Below are 25572 nucleotides of genomic sequence, written 5' to 3' on the forward strand. Positions count from 1 at the left end.
TTAGTTGCTTTGGCCGGACGAGATAATTTTTGCGAATGAACCTGCTGAAAGAAGCTGCATCGAGATGCCGGTCAGCGCCTCGGCCTCGGCTTGGGTCAGAGCGCCGAAGTTCACAGCACGGACGAAATGATTGAGCATTCCCTGTCCTGTAGCTTCATCGTCGAAAACGTCGCCGGCCAGAGTTGCTTGCGCGGCTTTGTCCACAAAACGACGCAGTCGTTCAGCCGTTTCGCCGATGTTCTCCAAAAAAAACGAATAAACAGACGCGAGCCGGGCAGGGATCTGAGCCGGATGCAGGTCCCAGCCTTGGTAAATGCCGCTCTCCAGAGCCGCTCGGCAATGCCGAAAATGCAGCCGCCACGCATCGTGAATGACACGGCGATTCTCTTCGATCTGTTCGTCTGTGAGTTCGCCGGCGCGATGCGGCCCGATCGGCATAATGTTCGTTGCACCGTCTGAGATCCAGATGCCCGCGGGAGCGGAAAGCTGCATTATCTGTCTGGCGGTATCGCACAGCGGATGCAGCAGATGCTGCTGCTCCGCAGTAACGCCGAATTCGGCAAGATAGTCCCACGCGCCGAAATGCAGTCCGCGGCATCTGCCGCCGCATGCATCTACAAGCTCGGGCAACGCAAATCGGCCGTCATCAGCAACGAGCGATCTTCGTGTTTCGACCATCAACTCGATCTTGATCGAACCCTTTTCAAAACCGAGACGGTCCTCAAGTGCATCCAACGTCGCAGCCAGCACCTGCGGCTGACTTGGGTGCGTGACCTTCGGCAGCGTAACGACGAAGTTTGAGGGGAGCATCGATCCGGCGTCAACGAGCGCGGTCAGATACAGGTCGAGCGTCCGCAGCGACCGGCGTCGTGCTTCGCCCGCGAGCGACTTTATTCGAATGCCGAAATATTGCGGCAAGGCGTTTTCGGATCGCGCTTTTGCGGTCTCTCTAGCCGCTGCGACTGCGTGCCCATCTTCTTCTGCATCCGGCCGCGATCCGTATCCGTCCTCGAAATCTGCACGAAGATCATCAATAGCGTCTTTCCGAAGCCTTTCAGATATTTTGCGATGGACTTCTTCAGCAAGTCGGGTGCTTATCCCAAAGACGGACGTTACCGCTCCGGTATCAGGCAGGTAAGTTTCAAACGCACCTCGGGTTAGTCGGGCGAGCTTTGCAGGAGTATCAGAGCTGAAAAGGTTAGCGCCGCCGTAAACCGTATGCAGCGGCTGGCCGGTCAAATTGTTGGAATGTTCAATTCCGCCGAGCTTACCCAGCGATGATGTAAGGAGATCATCCGGGAGTGAAGTTCTCATACCGCGGTCGCTATTCGATCCGTGTCATCATGCAGCACGAAAGGCGGAATAGCCGAAAGGCCCCAGCAGCAGCGGCACATGATATTTCTGCGTCGGATCCTTGACGACAAAGCTGATCGTGATCTGCGGGAAAAAACACTCCATTTCCCTCAACAAGAAATACGGCCCGATCTCATAGATGAACCGATAGTGTCCGGGCAGAAACGCCTCCGTCACCGACAGCAGATCATCCAGGCTTCCATTGGTATCTGTAATACCCTCGGCGATCGCCTGCCATCCTGAAGTATGGGTTTTTCTTTCGAGTACGACCGGTATTCCTACGCCCGGACGGCCATTGGTCGTATCGATTATATGGGTTGTGATAGCGCTCATGTTTCCAATAGGGATGAGAGCCTCTTTTCTATCTGTCTGTAATGTCTGACGGCAGCAAAACGCAAGCCAACATCCGGCTCTGAGCCTGAAATGGCGGGTTCTGATGGGAAACGGTCGACCTTCGCTCCATCCGACTTAACTATAACGCCTTGCTTCGAATTAGCAAAGGAAGATGTTGGGAGATGCCCGGGATCAGCGGTGAGGACATCATTGATATCTGCAGGGTCCAATGTGATCCAGATCCGGCGGGCCGCCATGAAAAGCTGTTCCAACATCGGAAAAGGACGTGCCGACGACATGCGTTCTGCCCAAGCGAGCGAACCGCAGCATTGCAGGAACATCTGAACCGCCTCGTCTCGCGATAGGCGATTCAGACGATCCAGGTTGCGATAGACCGAAAATTTAGCTTTTCTCTGCAAAGGATTCACGAAAGCGCGTAAGAGGAAAATAACCGATATCGCCTGCCAAGACAACCGAGGACGCATCGTCTAAAATATAATCGATACAGTCAGAATGAAATTTCCGCGAGCATCAGGAATTTTGCTTCACATTTCGTCGCTGCCCGGGCCGCACGGCATCGGCGATATGGGCGATCATGCGTTCGAATTTGTCGATCTGTTGGCCGAGGCCGAGCAGGCCTATTGGCAGATACTGCCGCTGACGCCGGCAGGAGCAGGCAATTCACCTTACTCCTCATGCTCCGCATTTGCCGGAAACAAACTTCTCATATCACCCGAGCGTCTAGTCGCTGACGGAATACTAGATCGGATCGAAGTATCCGGCTTTCCGGCCTTCGAGGAAGCAGCCGTAGATTTTGAAGGTGCTTGGCGATGGAAGGGGCCGTTGCTCGAAGCTGCCTTCGAAAACTTTCGGTCGTCGCCGTCTAAGGAGATCGCAGCGGAATTTGAACGCTTTTCCGATGAGAACGCCTGGTGGCTTGAGGACTATGTGCTTTTCACTGCCCTGAAAGATGCATTCGGCAGCAAGGCCTGGTTCGAATGGCCGACGCCTATCAGGGCTCGTGACATCGAAGCCGTCGAGCGTGCGCGCAGGCAGTATGCACGCGAGATGGATCAAGAGCGTTTTGCCCAGTTCCTCTTCTTTCGTCAGTGGAACGCATTGAAGCGTTATGCAAATACTCACGGCGTCCGGATCATAGGCGACATACCGATCTTCGTTGCTCTCGATTCTGCTGATGTGTGGTGCAACCAGCATCTTTTCAAACTCGATTTGGACGGTATGCCGAAGGTGGTCTCAGGCGTGCCGCCGGACTATTTTTCAGAAACAGGACAGCTTTGGGGAAATCCGATCTACGACTGGTCAGCGATGTTCGAGGACGACCTCGGCTGGTGGACGGCACGCATAGCATGGGAGCTGCAGCGTAACGATATCGTTCGGCTCGATCATTTCATAGGCTTTGTCAGGAACTGGGAAATTCCGTTTGGCGACGAAACTGCGGAGAACGGCGAATGGGTCGACGTGCCCGGCGAACGCATCTTCGCGACGCTCACACGCAGGCTTGGCGACATGCCGCTGATCGCCGAGGATCTTGGCTCACTCACCGCCGAGGTCGAGGAGCTTCGCAACAAATTCGGATTTCCGGGCATGCGCGTATTGCAGTACGGATTCGGCGGCGATGCGTTCAATCGCGATCTGCCGCACAACTATCCCCGCAACTGCGTTGCTTACACAGGGACGCACGACAACGACACAGCTCTCGGCTGGTACCACTCTCTGACGAAAGAACATCGACGGCATTTGCGTTCTTATTTGGGATTTTCCGGCCGCGACATTAATCAGGGAATGATCCGATGTTTGTTGGCTTCCGTTGCAGATACGGCCATCATTCCGCTACAGGACCTGCTCGGATTCGGGAGCGACGGGCGTATGAATTTTCCGGGCAAAGAAGATGGGAATTGGGCGTGGCGCGTTCCGGGCGAGATGCTAACCTCCGGCGCGTTTGACCGGCTGCATAAGATATGCGAGATATTTGGTCGATCAAGACAGCGTTGATCATCGCTTGACAAAAACACATTTCACCGTCCAACGAGTTTGCCAAACAACAAACACTGTGCCATATTTTATTGATTGTTAGGGTAAGACCTTATTTTTATTACACTTTTTTGAGGAGACCAATATAAACTATGGCAGGAAAATTTGAGATCAAGACAGGCAAGACCGGCAAGGTCCGCTTCAATCTGAAGGCGAGCAATGGTCAGATCATTCTGACCAGCGAAGCATACGAATCAATGGCCGCTGCAAAGAAGGGCGTCGCTTCTGTAAAGAAGAACGCAACGAACGACAAGCGTTTCGAACGCAAGACCGCGAAAGACGGTTCGCCGTTCTTTGTGCTCAAGGCAGCTAATGGCGAGATCATCGGCAAGAGCGAAATGTATAAGACCGTCAAGTCGATGGAGAACGGTGTCGCTTCGGTAGGCAAGCACGCCCCTGACGCACCGGTCGTTGACGGCGATGCTAAGCCGGCTGCAAAGCCTGCAGCGAAACCTGCGGCAAAGGCAGCTGCTAAGCCCGCTGCTAAACCGGCAGCTAAAAAGGCACCGGCTAAGAAAGCAGCTCCGGCGAAAAAGGCCGCTCCTGCAAAGAAGGCCGCTCCTGCAAAGAAGGCAGCTCCGGCTAAGAAAGCACCGGCAAAGAAAGCCGCAGCTAAGAAGAAATAGCTTTTTCGAAGATTTCTTCGGATCCAATATAGCCCGAGCGTCAGCTTGGGCTATTATTTTTGTCTATGAGTAACGCCCGCGTCATGCTCGGCATCGAGCGTTTGTTGAAAGAACAGGCAGGCCTGTTGAAAGGCCGTCGTGTCGGCTTGGTATGCAATCAAGCGTCGGTTTTGCCCAACAGCTTTGCACATGCAGCCGACGTTTTTCGCGCACACCCCGACATAGATCTGACTACGCTGTTCGGGCCGCAGCACGGCATTCGCGGCGACGTGCAGTACAACATGATCGAGACGCCGCACGTCCGCGACCGCCGCACAGGGCTGATGGTGTATTCGCTCTACAGCGAAACGCGTGTTCCGACCGAGGAAATGCTGGCAGGTGTTGATGACATCGTCGTCGATCTGCAGGACGTCGGCTGCCGCATCTACACATTTATCTACACAATGGCGAACTGCATGCGTGCCGCCGCCGAACACGGCAAACGCATCATCGTCTGTGATCGGCCGAATCCGATCAACGGCGTCACGATCGAAGGCAACGTGACGGAAACAGAATTCACATCGTTCGTCGGGCAATTTGAGATACCGACCCGTCACGGGATGACGATCGGCGAGCTCGCAAAAATGTTCAACGACCATTTCGGTATCGGCTGCGAACTCGATGTCGTCGAGATGCAGGGCTGGCAACGCGAGATGTGGGGCGACGAGACAGGGCTGCCGTGGATATTGCCATCGCCGAACGTGCCGGACGTTGATACATGCGTCGTATTCCCCGCGACCGTTCATCTCGAGGGCACCGAACTCTCAGAAGGCCGAGGCACGACGCTGCCGTTTTTCCTGAACGGAGCACCTTTCATCGACCCTTACGATTGGGCGGCGGAGCTCCGCAAATTTGACCTGCCGGGCGTAGCATTTCGCGAAGCGTATTTTCAGCCGACATTCTGCGAATTCGCCGGCCAATCATGCGGCGGCGTCCAGCTCCACATCACCGATCGCGACGCCTTCAAACCCGTCATTACAGGCATCGCCATGGTCAAAACCGCGTACGAGATGTACCCCGACCACTTCCAGTGGCGCCAAAACGCCTACGAATACGAATACGACAAAAACCCCTTCGACGTCGTCTGCGGCACGGATAAGATCCGCCTGGCTATTGAAGATAGAGCTAAGGTCTCGGAGATCGAGAATGCGTGGCAGAACACACTAGCTGAATTCGTGGGCGCCCGAAGCAAATTTTCTATCTATTGACGATCTCATCCACCGCTGACGGCGTTGAAGATGTGAATTTCGTCCGAGGTGAGTTTGGTTGCCAGGCCTTGGCGGCGTTTGACGTTGTCATTGCCGGCGAAGATGTTCACGTGGGTGCGGATCTCGCCCTGTTCATTCAGAACTCGGTCGCGGAGCGCAGGATGCTGTTTCCACAAAGCATCCAACACATCGCTGACAAGAGCGAACTCGCCTACCAACTTCATTTCCGTAGCACCGCCGGAAAACGACTTAAGGTGCCCGCTGAGGTGAACTGTGATCGACATGATCTCCTTAGAAAACTTTGCGGCCTTCATGTCTCTGCGGGAGATGTTTCCCGCTAAGCCACGAAGCCCACAAAGTTAATCTACTGCATACGCCTTGACGCAGCAGATCTCCGGCAGCGAGCCTTCGATCATCTTCCACGAATCGCCGTCGTTCATCGACGCGAAAAGCTTACCGTTCTTTGTTCCGAAAAAGATGTTGTCGCCGACCGATGTGACCGCGTCGCGCAGGATGACCTCGTACGCATTTTTCTGCGGCAAACCCTTGGTCAGCGGCTGCCAACTTTCGCCTTCGTCGCGGGTACGGTAAACGCGGAGTTTGCCTTCGCAGGTGAAACGCTCAGCGTCCTTTTGCAGCGGCACGATGAAAGCCGAGCCCGACTCGCTCACTGTCAGGCCGAATCCAAAATTCGATGGCAGGCCGTTCTCGATCTCTTCCCAAGTGCGGGCACCATCGCGGCTGCGGTAAACGCCGTGGTGGTTCTGCAGAAAGTAGAGATTCTTTTTCGACGGATGGCGTGCGATCTTGTGCACGCATTGGCCGAATTCGGGATAATTGTCCGGCATAAAATATGCCGACACGCCTTTGTTCGTCGAGCCCCACGTTTCGCCGCCGTCAGCCGATTGATAAACGCCGCCCGTCGATATTGCGATCTTGATGTCTTTCGGGTTTTTCGGATCGGTGACGATGGTGTGCAGGCAGAGCCCGCCAAATCCCGGTTGCCATTGTTTGCGATGCGGATGCTTCCAAAGCCCTTTGTTCAGTGACCACGTCTCGCCTTGATCGTGCGATTCGAACAGAGCAGCCGGTGCCACGCCGACGTACAGCGAATCGCTGCCGCCGCCCGCGGTTATCTGCCAAATATTCTCGAGCGACGTTTTTGTATTCGCGGGCATCTTGATGCGGCGTTTCTCGGGCTGATCCCACGTTTTGCCCATGTCGGTGCTTTTGCAAAGCTCGGCCCCGAAATGCCAACTCGCCGGTGCGGCCCACATCACGTTGCGGCCTTTCCGCTGATCCAGAAACGCCGAGAAAACCGCCAGCCCCGAAAAATGCGGCCCATCTATCGACCACCGCCCATTCCCGCCCCGGCGTAATACGAACAGCCCCTTCGCCGTCCCTACAAGTAACAAAATTGATCCGGCCATCTGCGCCTCCAACACTATCCACTAAACACTTGTCACTTCTAACTTGTCACTCGTCACTTATCACTTGTCACTGTATAAATTCAGTGGTTAGTCAAAAGTTAAAGATCACGAGTCAAAACCAGCTCGTTTTTTTCTTCGACCCGCCGCCGAAGATGCTGCCGAGGACGCCGCGGATTATAGTATTTCCTATCTGGCGACCGATGGATGTCGAGGCGGAGCGAGCGGCACTTTTTGCGATGGATTCGACCAAAGTGTCCGGCTGACGTGCCGCGGCTCTCTCTTCACGGGCTAGTTTTTCAGCTTCTTTTTGGGCTTCAAGCTGTGCCTTTGTCGCGGCTTCTGCGGCCGCACGCTCCTCGGCCTTTGCTGTCAGCATCTCGTACGCTGATTCGCGGTCGATGGCATTTTCATAAACACCCGCCACAAGCGACGTATTCTGGAGCTGCTGCCGCTGTTCGGGCGTGATAGGGCCGATGTGTCCGGCAGGCGGAACGACGAACGCACGATCGACCATGGTCGGAATGCCCTTTTCGTCGAGCGTGGAGATCAGCACTTCACCGACGCCCAGCTCCGTTATCACCGTTTCGGTCTTGATATCAGGATTCACCCGAAACGAGGATGCCGCGGCGCGCACGCCTTTCTGTTCCTGCGGCGTGTAGGCACGCAATGCGTGCTGCACACGATTGCCCAATTGTGCCAGGACCTTTTCAGGGATGTCCGCCGGATTCTGCGTGACGAAATAGACCCCTACACCTTTTGAGCGGATCAGCCGGACGACCTGTTCGATCTTTTCCACCAAGGCAGGCGGGGCATCGTTGAAAAGCAAATGAGCCTCGTCAAAAAAGAAAACGAGCTTGGGTTTTTCCAGATCACCCGCCTCCGGCAGCGATTCGAAAAGCTCGCTCAGCAGCCACAGCAGAAACGTCGAATACAGCTTCGGCGAATTGATCAGTTCGTCCGCAGCAAGCAGATTGAGCACGCCTTTGCCGTCAGCCGACTGCATAAAATCATCGAGCGAGACCGCAGGTTCGCCAAAGAACAGATGTCCGCCCTGTTCATCGAGCTGAAGCAGCCCTCGCTGGATCGCTCCTACTGACGCGGCCGACACATTGCCGTACTGAAGCGTGAGTTCTTTGGCATTTGTCCCTACAAACTGCATTAGCGACTGCAGGTCTTTCAGGTCAAGAAGCAGCAGGCCATTATCGTCAGCATACTTGAACGCGATCTGCAGCACGCCCGCCTGCGTGTCGTTCAGCTGCAAAAGCCGTGCGATCAGCAGCGGGCCCATTTCCGAAACGGTCGCCCGCAGCGGATGCCCCTGCTTGCCGAAAACGTCCCAGACAGTAGCCGGAAACTGCTCGAATACGGGCGTAATACCGAGTTGTTCATTGCGCGCATCGATCTTGGCGTTCCCGCCGCCGGGCTGAGTAACGCCGGTCAGATCGCCCTTGATATCGGCCATAAAGACCGGCACGCCGATCTTGCTAAAACCTTCAGCGATACGCTGCAGCGTAACGGTCTTGCCGGTGCCGGTCGCACCGGTGATCACGCCGTGGCGGTTCGCCATTTGCGGCAGCAGATAAAACCCGCTTTCGGGCGATTCGTCTTTTTTTGCGACTAATATTGGTTCGCTCATATTCGTAAAAGTGGTCAGTGGTCAGTATTCGGTATTCGGTGTTCAATGTTCAATGTTCAATGTTCAATGCTCAATGTTCGGTGTTCCGTATAAAGCTTTTCCGGCCACTGACAACCGGCCACTGTTTCTCAGCATTTCTCGTATTTCCAATTCTTACGTTTACCTTCCGTCAGCCATTCGATGGTCGTCGCAAGCCGTTTTTCGCGCGTCGGCTCGGTCTTAGCGTCAGTGATCCACTCAATGTATTCGCGTTTACAGCTCGGGGGAAATTTGTCGAACGTCTCGGCGGCCTTCTTATTCTTTTTCAGCTCCGCGGCAAGTATATCCGGCACGACGATCTCGGCCTTCTCTGATGCTTTCGGTTTTGGTATTTTAATTCCTTTTTCGTTCAGCTCGATCGCTTGGTTGATGAGTTCGATGATGACCTTGTCCTTTGGCAGGTCTTTGAGCGATGTGATCTTTCCGAAGCTGCTGAGCGTATTGCGTTCCGCATCGATCGCCGAATGGTCCATGATCTGCTGCTTCCAAAACCCGAAAGCACAATGCTGCTTGAATGCCGCCATATTGCACAGCGGCCCTTTGAAATCGAAATGCGGCATGCTCCATTTCATCGTTTCCTCGACATCGGGGCACGCTTTGTGGATCAGTTTGCGGATGTGTGTAAGTATCGGTTGCGCAAATTCAGCAGATCTTTCGATGTAGGCGTCAATTCGCGGATCGGTTTTTGGCATCGGATTTCTCCTTCCATAAATGAAAATGTGTCTCGGATTATACACGATTCCCAATTCCGTTGACCAATTTTCCCCGCCGGACAGCGCTCCTGCCAGCCTGCCACACGAAAAAAGCGAGAACACAGCTATGGCTTATTAGGGCGGTGTTTTTTCCTCGGGCCGCGGGTCACTGTGACGGTTTCGTAGAGTTTCAGGTACATGCGGCCGGCGGCATCGACCTCGGGGTCGATGAACCGCTGCGTGCCTTCTATTTTGATGCCGAAATGTTTGCAGAACGGATTGGCATAGATCAGGCGTGCCGAATGGCCGGCGTCCTTTAACAGAAACGCCGCCGAGCCGCTCGTGGCCTGTGTCGGTTCCAAAATGATCAGATCTTTCGGACGGTTGAAATATAGATAGACGGCTATCGGGCGGCCCATCATTTTATGTGCTTTTTGATTTAGAAAGATCGTGCCGTCGGATTTTATCGTCACATGCACACGTTCGGCATACGGCACAGTCGGCCCGCCCATAAATTTCTCGCACTGCCTGTCGATCATATTCATATTCCTCAAACCCTCTCGATCACGCCCAAAATTTAGCGTGTCGCATATTCTACGATGTTTCATTTATGACACAATCGTTTGAAAATGTCAAATAATGGAAATACCGGGTCATCTAAAGCGTCCGCGTTTCTCTCAGCGGCCTCTGCGAGTAGATAGGTTAAAACGAGACAATGCCGAGAGCACTTTTGCGGCGTTTGGCATGCGTTTGCTGCGTTTGCTTCTGTCGGCACTCTGGCGGGAAAGCACCGAAAAAGCGGTCAAAATTTTATACGCCCGCGGGGGTATTTTGTGCGTTGGCGGGTAGTATTTGTTCGGTAAACGGTATGTTTTGTACGCGGGGTGGTCTGTTTTGTTCGGCGAGCGGTCTGTTACGCAATTGCCGCAGGAAATGTCGAGACCATCACCGTCCGCTCTCGCGGGCCGTCGAATTCGCACAAATATATCCCCTGCCAGCGGCCGAGGCAAAGGCGGCCGTCCTCGAAAGGGAGCGTTACGCTTGACCCGACCAGCGACGATTTTATATGCGCGTCCGAGTTGTGTTCGAAATGGCGGAAATTCGGCTCGTATTGCGGTATCAGCCGATTCAGAAAACCGAGCATATCGCTCTGTACGTCCGGGTCGGCATTCTCGTTGATGGTCAAGCCGCAGGTAGTGTGTTGGGTGAATAACACAACAGCACCGTCGCCGTCGGGCAACAGTCTTTGCACCTCAGCGGTGATGTCTATCATCTCCTCGCGTCTCGTTGACGATACGGAAATTGAAACCATTTCTAACTATTTACCACACTCCGCCGGCATTGACACAGGCAGCGGCCAACCCCAATTTCCATCGCTGCAAATTTGTTTATCGGCCGTATTTATCTGATAATCGTTGATTTTGGTATTTACTAAAACCTTAACGAGTATGCAGCTGCAAAATGCTGCCACGAACAGTTAAAACGATATGAACGAATACGTTATCTATCTGGTGCCCGCACTCGGGCTTTTTGGTTTGATCGTAACCGCCTATAAATCGATCTGGGTCGGCAAACAGGACGCCGGCGACGATAACATGCGCGAGCTTGCCGGACACATCGCCGCAGGCGCGATGGCGTTTCTCAAGGCCGAGTGGAAGGTGCTCAGTATTTTTGCTGTGATCACCGCCGCCTTGTTGGCTTATTCCGGAACCATTCACGAGATCGGCGGCCGCGAGATCCACTCGCATTGGCTGATCGCCGTCGCGTTCCTGATCGGCGCTGTGTTTTCGGCTACTGCAGGCTATATCGGAATGAAGGTCGCCACGAAGGCGAACGTCCGAACAACGCAGGCAGCTCGCACCAGCCTGAAACAGGCGTTACGGGTCTCGTTCACGGGTGGAGCCGTTATGGGCCTCGGAGTTGCTGGCCTTGCAATCTTGGGCCTCGGCGGTCTGTTCATCGTATTTTTAGCGATATTTGCGGGCCTCGGGCCGAATCAGATCAAGACGGCGATCGAGGTTTTGACGGGATTTTCGCTGGGTGCTGAATCCATCGCTCTTTTTGCACGCGTCGGCGGCGGTATCTATACCAAGGCTGCTGACGTCGGCGCCGACCTTGTCGGAAAGGTTGAGGCAGGCATTCCGGAAGACGACGTCCGCAATCCGGCGACCATTGCGGACAACGTGGGCGATAACGTCGGCGACGTAGCCGGCATGGGAGCCGACCTGTTCGGTTCCTACGTGGCGACCATCCTCGCGACAATGGTGCTCGGCCAGGAAATAGTCGCACGAGACACGCTCGGCGGGCTGTCGCCGATCCTGCTGCCGATGGTCATCGGCGGACTCGGGATCGTTTTCTCGGTCGTCGGTATGCTGTTCGTCCGCATCAGCGACGAAAATTCCAGCGTCCAGAACGCACTCAATATCGGCAACTGGTCGGCAATGCTGCTCACTGTCGCAGCGTCGTTCTTTGCAGTGATGTGGATATTGCCGGACGGTACACTGACGCTTCGTTCACAGTCGTTCGATAAATGGGGCGTGTTTTACTCCATCGTTGTCGGTACCATTGTCGGTGCGATCATGAGCTACGCGACCGAATACTACACGGCGATGGGCAAAAAGCCGGTCAATTCGATCGTTCAGCAGTCCTCGACGGGACATGCGACGAACATCATAGGCGGTTTGGCCGTAGGCATGAAATCTACCGTTGTCCCGATCATTACGCTGGCTTCGGGTATCGTCATCTCGTATTACTTCGCAGGTCTTTACGGTGTTGCTATCGCCGCTTCGGGTATGATGGCGACGACCGCGATGCAGCTCGCCATTGATGCATTCGGGCCGATCGCCGACAATGCCGGCGGCATCGCCGAAATGAGCCAGCTTCCCGCCGAGGTTCGCGGACGCACGGACATTCTTGACGCGGTCGGTAATACTACAGCAGCCACGGGCAAGGGATTTGCGATCGCATCTGCAGCCCTCACGGCACTTGCTTTGTTCGCCGCATTCGTCGGCATTGCCGGCATCGACCGCATCGATATCTATAAAGCCCCTGTACTTGGCGGGCTTTTCATCGGCGGAATGATCCCGTTCATTTTCTCTGCACTTTGTATTCAGGCGGTCGGCAACGCGGCTATGGACATGGTGAACGAAGTTCGCCGCCAGTTCCGCGAGATACCGGGCATCATGGAATACAAAGCAAAGCCTGAATATGAGAAATGCGTTGAGATATCGACGAACGCCTCGATCCGTCAGATGATGCTGCCGGGTGCGATCGCTCTGATCACGCCGGTGGTAGTCGGCTTTTCAATGGGCCCCGAAGTTTTGGGCGGACTGCTCGCAGGCGTCACCGTGTCGGGCGTTCTGATGGGGATCTTCCAAAACAACGCAGGCGGTGCATGGGACAACGCGAAGAAGTCGTTCGAAAAGGGCGTCGAGATAAACGGCGAGATGTATTACAAAGGGTCAGAACCGCACAAGGCGTCTGTTACAGGCGACACCGTCGGCGATCCGTTCAAGGACACGTCAGGCCCGTCGATGAACATCCTGATCAAGCTGATGTCCATCGTCTCGCTGGTCATAGCACCTTATATTTACGGCATCGGACAATAAGGCAGGTTTTTTATACACATGAAAGCGGCCGATCCGAATCTCTCGGATCGGCCATTTTTCTGTTCATTGGCTCATTCCGCCGGGTATGTCCTCAGAAACAACCCGGCGATACTAACCGGCATTTCCGCGAAGCAGGGTAGCCCTTAGGGCAGTTTCCACGGGACGATTTCCCAACCAGACCTTCAACACCGATTGGAAAAACAACGGCCACCGATCCGGCCGCCGACCTCGCGGTTATTCAACATGGTTCTCAGCCCGGTGCCGGGGACCCAGTCCAAGGTAATGACGTCACCCTTCTTGAACACTGTCACCGCATTGAAGGCCCCCGTGAATTGTATCGTGGAAGACTGTATCTTTGCTCTCTCTTCCTCTGTGGTATTGGCGTTCAAAGCACTTGTGAAACTCTGGCCGACGTCTGAACTAGACATATCGCGGAGCATGACTATCCGAAGCCTTTTTGCTCCCGGGAGACTCAGGGCGTCTGCCGTCGAAGTTACGTTCTTGCCGAGGTACAAGGCCGCGACATAGGTCTTGAAAGCGGCCCTGGTACGAACGCCCGCACCGTTCAGCATTAGATTCTCCCCTCCGACCAAAGCGGCCCGATCGACGGCAACGCCGGACACATTTACCGGCCCGATTTGCGAAAGGCCGGCCACGTTGAGAATACAGATCAAAGCAAGTGAAATGAGTGTAGGTTTTAGCATAAAGATGGAGATAGTAGGTCAATATTGTTCATAAACAACTAAATGAAAGATCGGCTGTCGCTGAAACACCGCATTCCTGAAAGTATGCTTGTTCACTCGGACAATAGCCCGATAAATCTGTCGAAAAGGTATCCAGAATCGTGTGGGCCGGGTGCTGATTCAGGATGATACTGAACCGAGAAAACAGGCAATGTCTTGTGACGAAGGCCGGCGACAGTGTTGTCGTTGAGATTGATGTGCGTAACTTCAACATCCGCCGGCAGCGATTCGGGATCGACCGCAAAGCCGTGATTGTGCGACGTTATTTCGACTTTTCCTGTTGTCAGATCTTTGATCGGCTGATTGCCGCCGCGATGGCCGAATTTCATCTTGAACGTCGTCCCGCCGAACGCTTGGCCGATCAGCTGATGTCCCAAGCAAATGCCGAACATCGGTTTTTGCGATGCTGCGAGTTTCCTTATCTCTTGGATAACCTTGCTCATCGACGCAGGGTCGCCCGGGCCGTTTGAAAGAAAGATGCCGTCCGGCTCTAAGGCAAATACTTCTTCCGCAGGCGTATCAGCCGGAACGACCGTTACGCGGCATCCGCGGCGGGCGAACTCACGCAGGCTGTTGGTCTTCACTCCGAAATCGTAAGCGACAATATGATGCTTCGCTTCCGACGCGGAAGGAAATTCAAATCTCTCATCTACTGATACCTCGGTTGCGAGTTCACGGCCTTTCATTTCGGGCGTTGTACGAACTCGTTCGAGCAGACTGCTTTGATCAAGATCAACCGTCGAAATGCCGGCACGCATGGCGCCTTTGTCGCGAATGTGCCGAACGAGGGCTCGTGTGTCGATATTCTCGATGCCGACGATCTTGTATGCGTTGAGGTAATCCTGCAGCGAGCCGGTGGCGCGATGATTTGAATATATGCGGCTCGCTTCGCGGACAACGAAACCGGTGGCCCATGGCTTTCGCGATTCCACGTCTGTCTCGTTCACGCCGTAGTTGCCGATCAGCGGATATGTCATACAAACGATCTGCCCGGCATAGCTCGGGTCAGTCAAGATCTCTTGATAGCCGGTCATTGACGTGTTGAAGACCATCTCGCCAAACGTCTCACCCTCAGCACCGAACGAAGAGCCAAAAAATGCCCGTCCATCTTCGAGGACGAGCAGTGCTTTTGCATTATCTTTCATTGGCAGGAAAGATTTTACAGCAAATCCGCGGCGGTCTGAAATCACCGCTCGCCATTGCGCATCGAGCGTTTATCTACTGGCTTTACGGGAATGTCGGGGTCATATTCGCCGTGTTCCAGAAATCCCACCTTCGACGGGCGCCAATAACGGAAGAACGCTTTGCCATAGATGTATTTTTCCGGCACGAGTCCCCAATATCGCGAATCGGACGAATTATCCCGATTGTCGCCCATGACATAGAAATGATGGTCCTCGACCAACTTCGCCGGAGCATTGGGGGTCGTGGTGTTGTAGTCGGAATCAAGATAGCTTTCGGTCAATTCGCGTCCATCAACGTAAACCTTGCCGTTCCTCAATTCTACGGTCTCGCCCGGCAGGCCTATTACGCGTTTTACATAGCTTTTGTCAGGGTCGTTAGGAAACCAAAACACAACGATGTCGCCGCGTTCGATATGTCCCCAGCTGACGCTTTGCAGCTTGTAATAAACGAGCTTGTTCACGAGCAGCCGCTCACCGTCTTGAAGCTGCGGAAGCATCGACGTGCCTTCTACGACGACAGGTTGAATAAAGAATACCCCGAGCAGAATGAAAACAACGATTATCAGAAAAATATCGCGCAGCAGTCTCAAGCCCTCAGTTAGCAGACCCTGACGCGATTCTCGGGCAATGTGCGTAACGGCTATGTCACGATCGTCATTTGCCGCGATGAAGCCGAATTCGGTTTTGTTTTTCCGCCCGAGGTCGAACATAATTTACCCGCCCGCTTAGTGCAGGCAATTTCTTATCATCCGACCGCCGAACGGCATTTGTCAAAGGAATTTTGGAAATGAACGAAGCTATCCGCGATCAATTTGCCACGACAAAAAATCTCGCATACCTAAATAGTGCTGCAGTTTCGCCGCTGCCGCAGAACGCGGTCGATGCCGTGCTTTGGCAGCTGCGGGACGTTGCGGAAAACGGCACGCTGCACTATCAGAAATGGGTTGAAACAAAAGAACGCTGCCGCAGCCTTGTCTCGGAAATGCTGTGTGTACATGCCGAACAGGTCGCATTTGTCCGGAATACGTCAGACGGCTTTGCAAGTATTGCGAACGGGCTTGATTGGTCGCACGGCGGGAATATAGTCACTTTCGCCGAGGAATTTCCCGCGAATTACTACGCTTGGCGGCGTCTTCGCGACGAACTCGGCATAGAACTTCGTATCTGTCCGGCACGCAGCGACGGCGGTTTCGACCACGGCGAGCTTATCTCTTTGATCGACAGCGAAACAAAGGTCGTCGCAGTCAGCGCCGTCCAGTTCGGCTCCGGCTTTCAGGCCGATCTCGAACGCATCGCCCGTGCGGCACACGCGGTTGATGCTTTGTTTTGTGTTGACATCATTCAGGCATTCGGTGCAATGCCGCTCGATCTGCCTGCACTCGGCGTCGACGCGGCGTGCGGGGCGAGCCACAAATGGCTCTGTGCTCCGGAAGGTGTCGGAATTATCTATCTCTCGGACAAAGCACGCGAAAGAATTCGCCCGACGCTGATCGGCTGGATCAGCGTGGAAGAACCATGGGACTTTGAAGCCCGTGAACAGCCGCTGCGGCCGACGGCTCTTGCATGGGAAAGCGGAACGGGCCCGGCGTCACTATTCTATGGCCTTGAACAGAGTCTGCTGCTGCTCCGAGATGCCGGAGCAGAAAATATTCGGTCACATCTGTTCCAATTGGGCGACCAACTTTGTCGCGGGATCGAAGGAAAACCTTATGAGGTCGTGAGTTCGCTTAAGACCAGCGAACGTTCGCAGATCCTATGCATTAGGCACACGAACGGCATTCCGGCACACAAGATCTATCGGCATTTGGAAGAACGACAGGTCATTGTGTCCGCTCGGAGCGGGCGTCTGCGCATTTCGCCGCACTTCTACAACAATTCCGAGGATATCGACGCGTTGATCGACCTGCTTCCTGAGTCGTTGTAATTAGAGTGTTATTTATCGATGCCGTGTTCCGGCTCCGCTGTAAGTCCGTCGAGATTTAGCCTCGTCATTCCGCCCGCGTCTGAATGCGCGGTCATCCTCGCCCGCCGGCGATCAGAGGACTGGAAATAGGCGGCTCCAACAATGATACCGATCATCACTGCAAGACCGAGCCCCATTACAATGAAGAGGACCGTAGAGACGAAAATGTCCCTCGTCGTCAGCACAAAGGCCCGCTCCGGGTCGATCTGAAACGGATTCTCGCCCAGCCACTGAACTTGCTTTTGATACTTGATCTCGTCCAGAAGAGCTTCTGCGGCCCTTGAATTCGACGCATCGAAGACAAAGGCGTTGTAGTTGCCGACGCGTCGATAGAAGGTCGAACCGTCGTTGTTGGCAGCGAGTTCAGCCAATATTTTATTGTCGGCATCCACCGAAGCCTGCGGGGTCATGAACTCCACGATAAGCAGTTTTCCCGGTTCGTATGCCGCGGCAACCGCCTCCGTGCCGGGAATGAACTCCAGATGGCGAAAGACCGGACGATCGCCGAGCGCGGCCCTCAGGTCATCGACATTGGACACGAAGATCGCAGAATCGATCACCGCCTCCCAATTCGGCAGGTGCTTCATCAGGACCGGAGTTCCGTCATTTTCTGAGTATTCACGGCTCTTGAAACGAGGTGTCGCCGAAGGCTGGGCAAGTACGGCCGCCGCTAAGAATGCTGCCGCAAAAAGGGAAACTGCCAATAACCGAACGGCGTTGTGCATATGAGTTCTCGCACGAAAACCACGGTACGGTAAAGGTGCGGAAAATAGATTCTAGCACCTGAAGCCGTTATTTAGCAGAGCATTGGCGGAACATACCAAATCGTGTAGCGGCGCGCGCTCTTCGTCGGCAGACAGCGTTCTGAATCTATGTTTTGATGTTTCTCGAAATAACGAGTATGTCTGTAAAAACGGAACTTTACGAAGATTTTGACGTGTTTAAGGGCATTGGACCCAGGCGACGGAAGTTATTGGCACGGCATTTGAGATATACCTTGGTGGGAGGGAAAACAATGACCACAAATACGTTGAATTTTCCGGTTTTTCACAGTCCTTCAGGTGTCGATGCCGACACGGTACACTTTGCCGCCGAAAAGGCTCCGGCCCCGATAGGCAAGATCGATGACCTGACGCTGACAAGGCTCGCATCCGGTGGCGACATGGCCGCCTTTGAAGAGATCTATCGCCGGCATCATCGTCGAGTGTATGCGATCTGCCTGAGGATGCTGCAGAACACGAGCGAGGCCGAAGACCTCACGCAAGACGTCTTCATACAGCTTTATCGAAAGATATCCAGTTTCCGCGGAGACTCGGCCTTCACAACGTGGCTGCACAGAATGACCGTCAATCAGGTACTGATGCATTTCCGCAAGCGGAATGTGAAGTTTGAAAAGACGACCGAGGAAGGCGAAACGCCGGAACAGATCGTCTCGGGTACGGCGAATCCGGACAGGATGCGCATCGTAGACAAGATCGCTCTCGAGAACGCTATCGCCCAGTTGCCGGAAGGCTACAAGAACGTCTTTTTACTGCATGACGTTCAGGGTTTTGAGCACGAAGAGGTCGCCAGAATACTCGGATGCTCAGTGGGCACGTCAAAGTCACAGCTTCATAAAGCTAGGCTGAAACTGCAGAAGCTGCTCAAGAAAAAGGCGAATCCGCGTCTTGCGAGCGTCCACGCGTAGAACAAGTTGCAGGTTGGTGCCAAAGGGCTTTCCGAGAGGTTCGGAAGGCCCTTTCTATTTCATCAGATCCCGCGGCCGATAGATCGCGGATAGTTTTCCGGTTCGGCTGTCAACATCGCCCCAATTTTCGATGTCGAGCTCAATGACAGCGAGAGCGGCGGTCTGCAACGGCTCGAAAACATCCGTCAAATAATAAACAAGGCCCTCGAGTCCCGGATTGTGGCCGATGAGCAAAGCGGTCATGTATTCTTCGTCTATCTGAGAAACCACGCCGACAAGAGCGTTCGCGCTTGCCTCATAAATTTTCGGATCAAAGATCGCATCACCGGAATACTCCATCGCCTCTGCGACTAGTTCGGTCGTCGCACGTGCCCTCGCAGCGGGCGACGAGACGATGACCTCGGGCGTCAATCCGTTGTCGGCAATGAACTTTCCCATGAATAGGGCAGTCCGTTGTCCGCGGTCATTGAGCGGACGCTCAAAGTCTGAAAGTGAATCATCGTCCCAGCTTGATTTCGCGTGCCTCAGCACGAGCAGCTTCTTCATATTCCCGCGATTCTACAGTTCGTTGTGTCAAAACGGCAATCCATTGAGATAAAATCATCGTTTGGCCGCCGCACAACATACTTTTTGGAGGAATGTCGTCTCTGAACGCTGCATCGCTTGTTAACCTGACAGGATTTTCGCTCGGCCTTGCCCTTTACGGCATGCTGGCGATGATGGTGCTGCGCCATCGCCGCGGCGGCCTGGGGAACACCGGCATTCTGCTGCTGATAACTGCGGCACTGGGCATTTTGTGGAATGCTGGCGAACTGTATGCGTTTGCTCAAGCGGATCTCGGGTTGAGAACGATGCCGCCGATATTCGCAGCGATCGCATTTTCAGCGCTCGGCTTTTTGCCGTCGGTAGTTGTCCATTTTGCCGGTTCGGAATCTGACAAAACGAACCGGCTAACATACCTTGCATACGCCATCAGCACCCTTGCCGCGTTGCTTCATGTAGGCGAGGCCTCTACGGCCGGCAGCGTTCCGTCCGACCTTGCTTTCACGGTGCTTGCGGCCGGGTCGTTGGTGCTCGCGGCGGCGATCTTCATATTCAAGCTGCACCAGACCCTGGAACGCAAGGCCATTTGGGCGGCGGCCTTGCTGGTCTTTGCGGCGTCGGCGCTTCATTTGGGCGGCGAAAAGGAAACGACCTATTGGTATGTCGAGCTTTTCGCACATCAGTCGTCATTGCCGATCGCACTTGCAATTCTCTATCAAAACTACCGCTTCGCTTTCGCTGATCTTTTCCTGAAGCGCGCCATATCGCTGATGATGCTCGCGTCCGTCGCCGTCGCATTTTATATTTTCGTCGCCGTGCCGGGACTGCGTTATCACGAAACGCACGACCGCGACGACGTACTCGCTGCGGGACTGATCATAGGGCTGTGGGTCATTACGGCCCTAACATATCCGGCGATCTACCGCGCGGCTTCGTGGTTCGTCGATGCGGTGATCTTGAAACGCGCCGATTACTCAGAATTACTCAGAACCATATCTACCGAAATGGACTTGGCGCTTTCTCAGGACGTAGCGACGGCAGCGGCCGCCTCGCACATCAGCCGAACACTCGCTGCCGATCACTTTGAAAGCCACCTTACTGACGAACGGACCGACGGGGTCGATATCGTACAAAACACCTTGGATTCTGTTTCCGTCATTGTTCCGACGACGGAAGAACCGCATCCTGTTCTGGAATTTCGAGAACTCGCCGGCGGCAGGCGTCTGCTTTCGGACGACGTGTCGTTTTTGGAGAGCGTGGCGTTCATCGTGGCACGCCGCATCGACGCTCTCAGGGTCGATCACGAACGCTGCGAACGCGAATTTCGCGAACAAGAATTCGTTCGCCTGGCAACCGAGGCGCAGTTGACTGCCCTTCGCTCACAGGTAAATCCGCATTTTCTTTTTAATGCTCTCACCACCATCGGCTATCTGATACGCTCGTCACCGGACCGAGCCTACGATACTCTGCTGCGGTTAACGCAATTGCTTCGCGGCGTGTTGAAAACGACCGGTGAATTTACAACGCTAGGCGAAGAGATAGGGATCATCGAAAGCTATTTGGACATCGAGCGTGCCAGATTTGAAGAACGGCTTGCGGTGACGATAGACATCGCCGACGAGTTACGAAAGATCGAGATACCGTCGCTTATCCTACAGCCGTTGGTCGAGAACGCAATTAAACACGCGGTTTCCGAGAATCGCAATGGCGGCGCGGTCGAAGTAACTGCCCGTTTGTCGGTCGAAGCGCTCGTGATGAGCGTTTCAGACACCGGCCGCGGCGAGATCGCTGCGGTATCTGCAAAGACGAAAGGCGGCGTGGGCCTGGCAAATATCCGCGAACGCCTCGCCGCATATTATGACGACGCGGCGTCACTGGAACTCCGCGACAACCGGTACGGCGGCACAACGGCGGAGATAACGATACCTTTGGCTTCAACCGCCGCGAAAAAGGCTGCCTAAATTATGCAGAAACTGCGAGTTTTCATTGCTGACGACGAACGCCCGGCACGCGAATTCCTCAAAGCTCTGCTTTTAGAGCTGGGTGGCTGCGACGTGATCGGTGAGGCCGACAATGGAGCCGACGCGGTCGAACTGATAAAGACACTGAAACCGGACCTCGCCATTCTCGACCTGAAGATGCCGGCGATGTCGGGCCTCGAAGCTGTCCGACAATTGCGCAAAACGCAGATGCCGCTTTTTGCTTTCGCGACCGCATATGACGAATATGCGGTTCAGGCTTTCGAGCTGAACGCCGTCGATTATCTGCTGAAGCCTGTAGAAAAACGGCGGCTTGCGGAAACACTGAAACGCGCCGCGGATCGCCTGGAAACCGACGACTGGCGTTCCGCCGAAGCTGAGAAGTTAAAAAATGCCGCACGCGATTACAGCGATGCCGCCGCAAACAAACCGCTCTCACGTATTCCCGTAAAGGTCCGCGACGAGATAATTCTCGTGCCAGCCAACGACATCGCGTGTATCGAGGCCGACGGTGAATTGCTCCACATTACCACTACCGAGAATCGCAAGTTCATCATCAACTACCGTCTCAAGGACATCGAAGCACGGCTCGATGCAGACACTTTCATTCGGCTTTCACGCGGCGCTCTTGTCAATGTCAACACGATCGATGCCATCTCGCCGCTGCCGGGCGGTACGTATGCCGTCTCGCTGGCCAACGGGCGCGAGATAGCCTCCAGCCGGCTGCAGTCGCGTATACTTCGCGAACGCCTTCTCAAGCTCTGACCACCCGTTGTTGTAAGATAAGAGAATGGGAATAAACGGACTTCTTCCGTATATCGCATGGCTTATCGCTTTGTCGTCGCTGGTCGGCAGCCTTTTTCTGAGTGAAGTGATGGAGCTGCCGCCTTGTGACCTTTGCTGGTATCAGCGGGCGGCGATGTATCCGCTGGTCTTCGTTATTGCGACAGGCATCGTTCTTAAAGACGCCCGAATGAAGCTTTACGCCTTACCGCTGGCTATTGCTGGACTCTCGATCGCGATCTATCACAACCTCTATTATTATGGCATCATTCCGGCGGAGATCACGCCCTGCACCGAAGGCGTCCCGTGCAATGCTGTCCAGCTTGAGCTGCTTGGTTTTATCACAATTCCGCTAATGAGCCTGGGAGCTTTTGTCGTGCTAACTGCGTGTTTGTTAGCCTATAAGCAAGAGAAGATCTAAATATGGGTAAAGAGATAAAGATACTTGGGCTGCTGCTGGTAATCGTTATCATCGGCGTTTTTCTGGGCTCGAACTATTACAAGAGCAATGTAACCGAAAAGGCAAAGACCGATGACAGAGTAAATCCTTTCCTTATCCGCGACGACAGCCCGACGCTCGGGCCTGCGGATGCTAAGGTGACGATCGTCGAATTCCTCGACCCCGAGTGCGAAGCATGCGCTGCATTCGGACCGACCATCAAGAAGATGATCAAGGAATACGAACCGAACGTTCGCCTGGTCATCAGGTATATGCCATTCCATCCCAGCTCGCTGATGGCGGCGAATTTCCTTGAGGCAGCCGGCGAACAAGGCAAGTACTGGGAAGCTCTCGACCTGATATTCGCCAAACAGAGTGAATGGGGCGAAATACACGGCGCACCTCCGGGGACGAAACAGCCTGACGCAAAAGCCGCCTTTGAAAGATTTACGAAAGAACTGGGTCTGGACATCGAGAAGGTCGACTCCGCGATCAAGGAAAACCGTTTCGGGTCAAAAGTGGACCGCGACAAGCAGGACGGCCAAACCGTCGGAGTTCGCCAGACGCCCACGATCTTCGTCAACGGCCGTAAGATGAACCGCCTATTCGAAAGCGAGCTTCGCTCAATGATCAAACAAGAATTGGAAAAGAACTAGGTACTTTTTTCCAACATCGATCGACGGCGCGGGCAGCAGTGATGACTTTTCACGCTGGCGACGTGTTTTTTGCACCATTCATTCCCCCAAATTTGCCATTCATTGAATTGAAAGATCATGGTGGAGATATCCGCGTAAAATTTTGCTTTTGTTCTCGTAAAGGAAACAGAAGCTTATGAGATCCATCAAGGGTGTTTTTGCAATTATCCTTCTTTCTTGCGTTTCGGCTTTTGCACAGACCGGCTCCATCAGCGGGACGATCACCACTCAGATCAACGGTCAGCCGCTAAGCGGTGTGTCGGTCCAGATCAGCCAGCTCAGGATCAGCGTCGAAACAGATGCTAACGGACGTTATAAATTTACAAACGTTCCGAACGGCCGCTACACCGTCATCACGCACAAGGACGGATTCTCCGATCAGACACGCTCGGTCACAGTTTCGGGCAATGCGTTGACAAAGGTCGACTTTGCGATGAGCATCGGCTCAATACGTGAGGAGGTAACTGTATCAGCGACAGGCAGCGAAGAATCGGTCTTCGAGACGGTCAAGTCCGTCAACGCTGTCGGCAGTTTGCGTATCGCAGAACAGGCAAGCACGTCGGTCGGCGAGATATTGGACAAGGAAGCCGGCGTCGGAAAGCGTTCGTTCGGCCCCGGCAGTTCGCGGCCCGTGATCCGCGGTTTTGACGGCGATCGTGTTCTCGTCCTTCAGGACGGTGTGCGAAACGGATCCGTCGGTTCTCAGTCGGGCGATCACGGCGAGCCTGTGGATGCACTCGGCCTGGAACGGCTTGAGATCATTAAAGGCCCGGCAACGCTGCTTTACGGCTCGAACGCGATCGGCGGCGTTGTCAATGCGGTAACTACCGATGAGGACGATCCGCATCCCGGACTTCGCGGCTATTTCACAACGCTCGGCGGGACCAACAACAGACAAGGCTCTGTCTCAGGAGGCGTCGAATACGGTTGGGATAAATGGGTTTTGAAAGGCCACGGCACCGGCATGCGCGAGGGTGATATGAGAACGCCGCTGGGCCGAATTCCGAATTCGTCGTCACGTTCTTTCGGCACGGGCGGCAGCCTCGGCTATTTCGGCGACAAAGTATTTCTCAGCGGCTCGTACAGCTATGACCGCCGACGTTACGGCATTCCATATGCCGCACTTTTCGAAGAGGGCAAGCTGCTCGTGGACGACGATGGCGACCCTTGCGTGACAGACGGCAAAGGAAAAGGTGATTGCCAATACGACCCGTTCGCTATTCAGCGTTGGTTCCGGAATGAGCTTCCCGAAACTCCGGACGAAGAGATCGACATCGCTATGCGAAGCCACAATTTTCGACTAAAGGGCGGTTTCCGCGATGTCGGCGGAGCCATCAGCCGCGGCAATTTTTCCGTCAACTACACACGTTATCGCCATAATGAAGTTGAAACGGAGGATGGCATCGACGAGGTCAAAACGCGATTCTACAACGACACCTTTTCCTATCGCGGTTTCTTCGAACAGGCAAAATACAAACGGCTTTCGGGACGGTTCGGATTCGAGGGGTTCACCCGAAATTATCGCGTCGAAGGAGCCGAGGCCCTGATCGACGGCCGCGTCCGCCAGAACAACTTCGCCGCGTTCGGGCTGCAGGAAATTGACTTTGACCGCGTCGCACTGCAGTTCGGCGGGCGCATCGAAACGAACCGTTATTCGCCGGAAAACCTTTCTGAATACTTCAAACGCAACTTCACAGGCTTCTCAGGCTCAGCGGCCGCACGTTTTCGCCTTTGGGAAGGCGGTGCCTTCGTTGCAAGCTTTACCAGCTCATATCGCTCACCGGCACTCGAGGAGCTTTACAACGACGGCCCGCATATCGGCACCGTCACGTATGAAGAAGGGAACCAGAACCTAGCCCGCGAGCGTTCGAACGGCGTCGAATTCAGTCTTCGCCACCGCACAAAACGCGTACGTTTGAACAGCAGCTTTTTCCACTATCGCATCGACAATTTCGTATTCCTGAAATACGTGGACAGTGACGGCGACGGACGCATCGACGTGGACGACAATCTGCCGGTCGCGGAATTTGATCAGGAAAATGCCTCATTTACGGGCGCCGATGCCTCGCTGGATGTTGACGTAAATTCGTGGATGACGCTATTTGTAAATGCAGACACAGTTAAAGCCGAGCTGCGCGACAACCGAACTCGGCTGCCGCGTATCACACCGGCGAGGATGCGTTTTGGTGCTGAAATGCGTTACAAAGGCCTTTCGCTCCGACCCGAACTGCAATTGACGGCAAAGCGGACGCTCGGCAACGTGTTTCCGCTGGAAACCGCAACCGATAGTTACGCATTGGTGAACGTCAACGGATCGTATACTATACTTCGCGGACGCGCGGCCCACACGCTTTTTGCCGGGACCACGAATCTCGGCAACAAGCTGTATCGCAACCATCTTTCCTTCATAAAGGATCTGATACCCGAGCCCGGCCGCGGGTTCCGATTTGGATATTCGGTCAGGTTCTTTTAGGACGGTCTTCATACTTATGAACGGGCCGCGTGATTCGCGGCCTTTTCTTTTCTATAATTGAGGAAAA

At 54.3% G+C, this 25572-nt stretch carries 25 protein-coding genes; 11 read left to right on the forward strand and 14 right to left on the reverse strand.

Annotation, left to right across the window (positions count from 1 at the left end; genetic code table 11):
- From IPM50_08465 to IPM50_08475, 3 genes are read right to left on the reverse strand one after another with little or no spacing between them, the layout of a single operon-like run.
- Entirely contained in the window at positions 1-1314 is a 1314-nt protein-coding gene (locus tag IPM50_08465; GenBank protein ID QQS31718.1) for a phosphoenolpyruvate kinase, read from the reverse strand.
- A 27-nt stretch (positions 1315-1341) separates the two neighbouring features.
- Positions 1342-1686, reverse strand: a complete 345-nt coding sequence (uraH, locus tag IPM50_08470) for a hydroxyisourate hydrolase (GenBank protein ID QQS31719.1) — start codon at positions 1684-1686, stop codon at positions 1342-1344.
- Entirely contained in the window at positions 1683-2105 is a 423-nt protein-coding gene (locus IPM50_08475) for a hypothetical protein (protein QQS31720.1), read from the reverse strand. The genes uraH and IPM50_08475 overlap by 4 nt, the downstream gene beginning before the upstream one ends.
- Before the next feature lie 94 nt (positions 2106-2199).
- Between IPM50_08475 and malQ the strand changes: the two genes are divergently transcribed.
- The 3 genes from malQ (at position 2200) to IPM50_08490 (ending at position 5611) form a co-directional block, all read left to right on the forward strand.
- On the forward strand, positions 2200-3699 hold the full coding sequence (malQ, locus tag IPM50_08480) for a 4-alpha-glucanotransferase (protein ID QQS31721.1): 1500 nt from the start codon (positions 2200-2202) through the stop codon (positions 3697-3699).
- Positions 3700-3830: 131 nt separating this feature from the next.
- The gene (locus IPM50_08485) at positions 3831-4364 is read left to right on the forward strand and encodes a YegP family protein (protein QQS31722.1); all 534 of its coding nucleotides are present in this window, start codon (positions 3831-3833) and stop codon (positions 4362-4364) included.
- A 65-nt stretch (positions 4365-4429) separates the two neighbouring features.
- Positions 4430-5611, forward strand: coding sequence for a DUF1343 domain-containing protein (locus IPM50_08490; GenBank protein ID QQS31723.1), 1182 nt, complete (start codon positions 4430-4432; stop codon positions 5609-5611).
- 5 nt (positions 5612-5616) lie between these two features.
- Here the strand turns inward: IPM50_08490 and IPM50_08495 are convergent, their stop codons facing one another.
- The 6 genes from IPM50_08495 to IPM50_08520 all read right to left on the reverse strand — a co-directional run bounded on the left by IPM50_08495 (position 5617) and on the right by IPM50_08520 (position 10720).
- A complete protein-coding gene (locus tag IPM50_08495; GenBank protein ID QQS31724.1) occupies positions 5617-5895 on the reverse strand; it encodes a MoaD/ThiS family protein in 279 nt (92 codons plus the stop codon).
- Positions 5896-5970: 75 nt separating this feature from the next.
- On the reverse strand, positions 5971-7041 hold the full coding sequence (locus tag IPM50_08500; GenBank protein ID QQS31725.1) for an exo-alpha-sialidase: 1071 nt from the start codon (positions 7039-7041) through the stop codon (positions 5971-5973).
- A gap of 112 nt (positions 7042-7153) precedes the next feature.
- The gene (locus IPM50_08505) at positions 7154-8677 is read right to left on the reverse strand and encodes a DUF853 family protein (GenBank protein ID QQS31726.1); all 1524 of its coding nucleotides are present in this window, start codon (positions 8675-8677) and stop codon (positions 7154-7156) included.
- A gap of 128 nt (positions 8678-8805) precedes the next feature.
- Positions 8806-9408 (reverse strand): YdeI/OmpD-associated family protein, encoded by a 603-nt coding sequence (locus IPM50_08510; protein QQS31727.1) that lies wholly within the window; start codon positions 9406-9408, stop codon positions 8806-8808.
- A gap of 125 nt (positions 9409-9533) precedes the next feature.
- Positions 9534-9947: a hypothetical protein gene (locus tag IPM50_08515; protein ID QQS31728.1), complete on the reverse strand. Its 414-nt coding sequence runs from the start codon at positions 9945-9947 to the stop codon at positions 9534-9536.
- A 374-nt stretch (positions 9948-10321) separates the two neighbouring features.
- Positions 10322-10720 (reverse strand): YjbQ family protein, encoded by a 399-nt coding sequence (locus IPM50_08520; GenBank protein QQS31729.1) that lies wholly within the window; start codon positions 10718-10720, stop codon positions 10322-10324.
- Between the two features lie 175 nt (positions 10721-10895).
- Here IPM50_08520 and IPM50_08525 point away from each other — a divergent pair, with 175 nt between their 5' ends.
- Positions 10896-13016, forward strand: coding sequence for a sodium-translocating pyrophosphatase (locus IPM50_08525; protein QQS31730.1), 2121 nt, complete (start codon positions 10896-10898; stop codon positions 13014-13016).
- A 182-nt stretch (positions 13017-13198) separates the two neighbouring features.
- Here IPM50_08525 and IPM50_08530 read toward each other — a convergent pair whose 3' ends face one another.
- From IPM50_08530 to lepB, 3 genes are all read right to left on the reverse strand, one after another.
- Positions 13199-13720, reverse strand: a complete 522-nt coding sequence (locus IPM50_08530) for a chalcone isomerase family protein (protein ID QQS31731.1) — start codon at positions 13718-13720, stop codon at positions 13199-13201.
- 92 nt (positions 13721-13812) lie between these two features.
- Positions 13813-14904 (reverse strand): glutamine-hydrolyzing carbamoyl-phosphate synthase small subunit, encoded by a 1092-nt coding sequence (gene carA / locus IPM50_08535; GenBank protein QQS31732.1) that lies wholly within the window; start codon positions 14902-14904, stop codon positions 13813-13815.
- Between the two features lie 41 nt (positions 14905-14945).
- Positions 14946-15653, reverse strand: coding sequence for a signal peptidase I (lepB, locus tag IPM50_08540; protein ID QQS31733.1), 708 nt, complete (start codon positions 15651-15653; stop codon positions 14946-14948).
- Positions 15654-15730: 77 nt separating this feature from the next.
- On the opposite strand from lepB, the gene IPM50_08545 reads away from it, so the two are divergent.
- On the forward strand, positions 15731-16867 hold the full coding sequence (locus IPM50_08545) for an aminotransferase class V-fold PLP-dependent enzyme (protein ID QQS31734.1): 1137 nt from the start codon (positions 15731-15733) through the stop codon (positions 16865-16867).
- Positions 16868-16875: 8 nt separating this feature from the next.
- Here the strand turns inward: IPM50_08545 and IPM50_08550 are convergent, their stop codons facing one another.
- Positions 16876-17631 (reverse strand): hypothetical protein, encoded by a 756-nt coding sequence (locus tag IPM50_08550; GenBank protein QQS31735.1) that lies wholly within the window; start codon positions 17629-17631, stop codon positions 16876-16878.
- Positions 17632-17921: 290 nt separating this feature from the next.
- On the opposite strand from IPM50_08550, the gene IPM50_08555 reads away from it, so the two are divergent.
- Positions 17922-18593 carry an RNA polymerase sigma factor gene (locus IPM50_08555; protein QQS31736.1) on the forward strand — a complete coding sequence of 224 codons (672 nt, stop codon included), beginning with the start codon at positions 17922-17924 and terminating at the stop codon, positions 18591-18593.
- A gap of 54 nt (positions 18594-18647) precedes the next feature.
- Here IPM50_08555 and IPM50_08560 read toward each other — a convergent pair whose 3' ends face one another.
- On the reverse strand, positions 18648-19139 hold the full coding sequence (locus IPM50_08560; protein ID QQS31737.1) for a histidine phosphatase family protein: 492 nt from the start codon (positions 19137-19139) through the stop codon (positions 18648-18650).
- A gap of 92 nt (positions 19140-19231) precedes the next feature.
- Between IPM50_08560 and IPM50_08565 the strand changes: the two genes are divergently transcribed.
- The 5 genes from IPM50_08565 to IPM50_08585 all read left to right on the forward strand — a co-directional run bounded on the left by IPM50_08565 (position 19232) and on the right by IPM50_08585 (position 25505).
- On the forward strand, positions 19232-21097 hold the full coding sequence (locus IPM50_08565; protein QQS31738.1) for a histidine kinase: 1866 nt from the start codon (positions 19232-19234) through the stop codon (positions 21095-21097).
- Between the two features lie 3 nt (positions 21098-21100).
- Positions 21101-21880 (forward strand): response regulator, encoded by a 780-nt coding sequence (locus tag IPM50_08570; GenBank protein QQS31739.1) that lies wholly within the window; start codon positions 21101-21103, stop codon positions 21878-21880.
- A 25-nt stretch (positions 21881-21905) separates the two neighbouring features.
- Positions 21906-22319 carry a disulfide bond formation protein B gene (locus tag IPM50_08575; GenBank protein ID QQS31740.1) on the forward strand — a complete coding sequence of 138 codons (414 nt, stop codon included), beginning with the start codon at positions 21906-21908 and terminating at the stop codon, positions 22317-22319.
- 2 nt (positions 22320-22321) lie between these two features.
- The gene (locus IPM50_08580; GenBank protein QQS31741.1) at positions 22322-22993 is read left to right on the forward strand and encodes a thioredoxin domain-containing protein; all 672 of its coding nucleotides are present in this window, start codon (positions 22322-22324) and stop codon (positions 22991-22993) included.
- Positions 22994-23168: 175 nt separating this feature from the next.
- Positions 23169-25505 carry a TonB-dependent receptor gene (locus IPM50_08585; GenBank protein QQS31742.1) on the forward strand — a complete coding sequence of 779 codons (2337 nt, stop codon included), beginning with the start codon at positions 23169-23171 and terminating at the stop codon, positions 25503-25505.
- Positions 25506-25572: the final 67 nt, after the last annotated feature.

It is taken from the genome of Acidobacteriota bacterium (genome assembly GCA_016700075.1).
In the GTDB taxonomy this organism is placed as follows: domain Bacteria; phylum Acidobacteriota; class Blastocatellia; order Pyrinomonadales; family Pyrinomonadaceae; genus OLB17.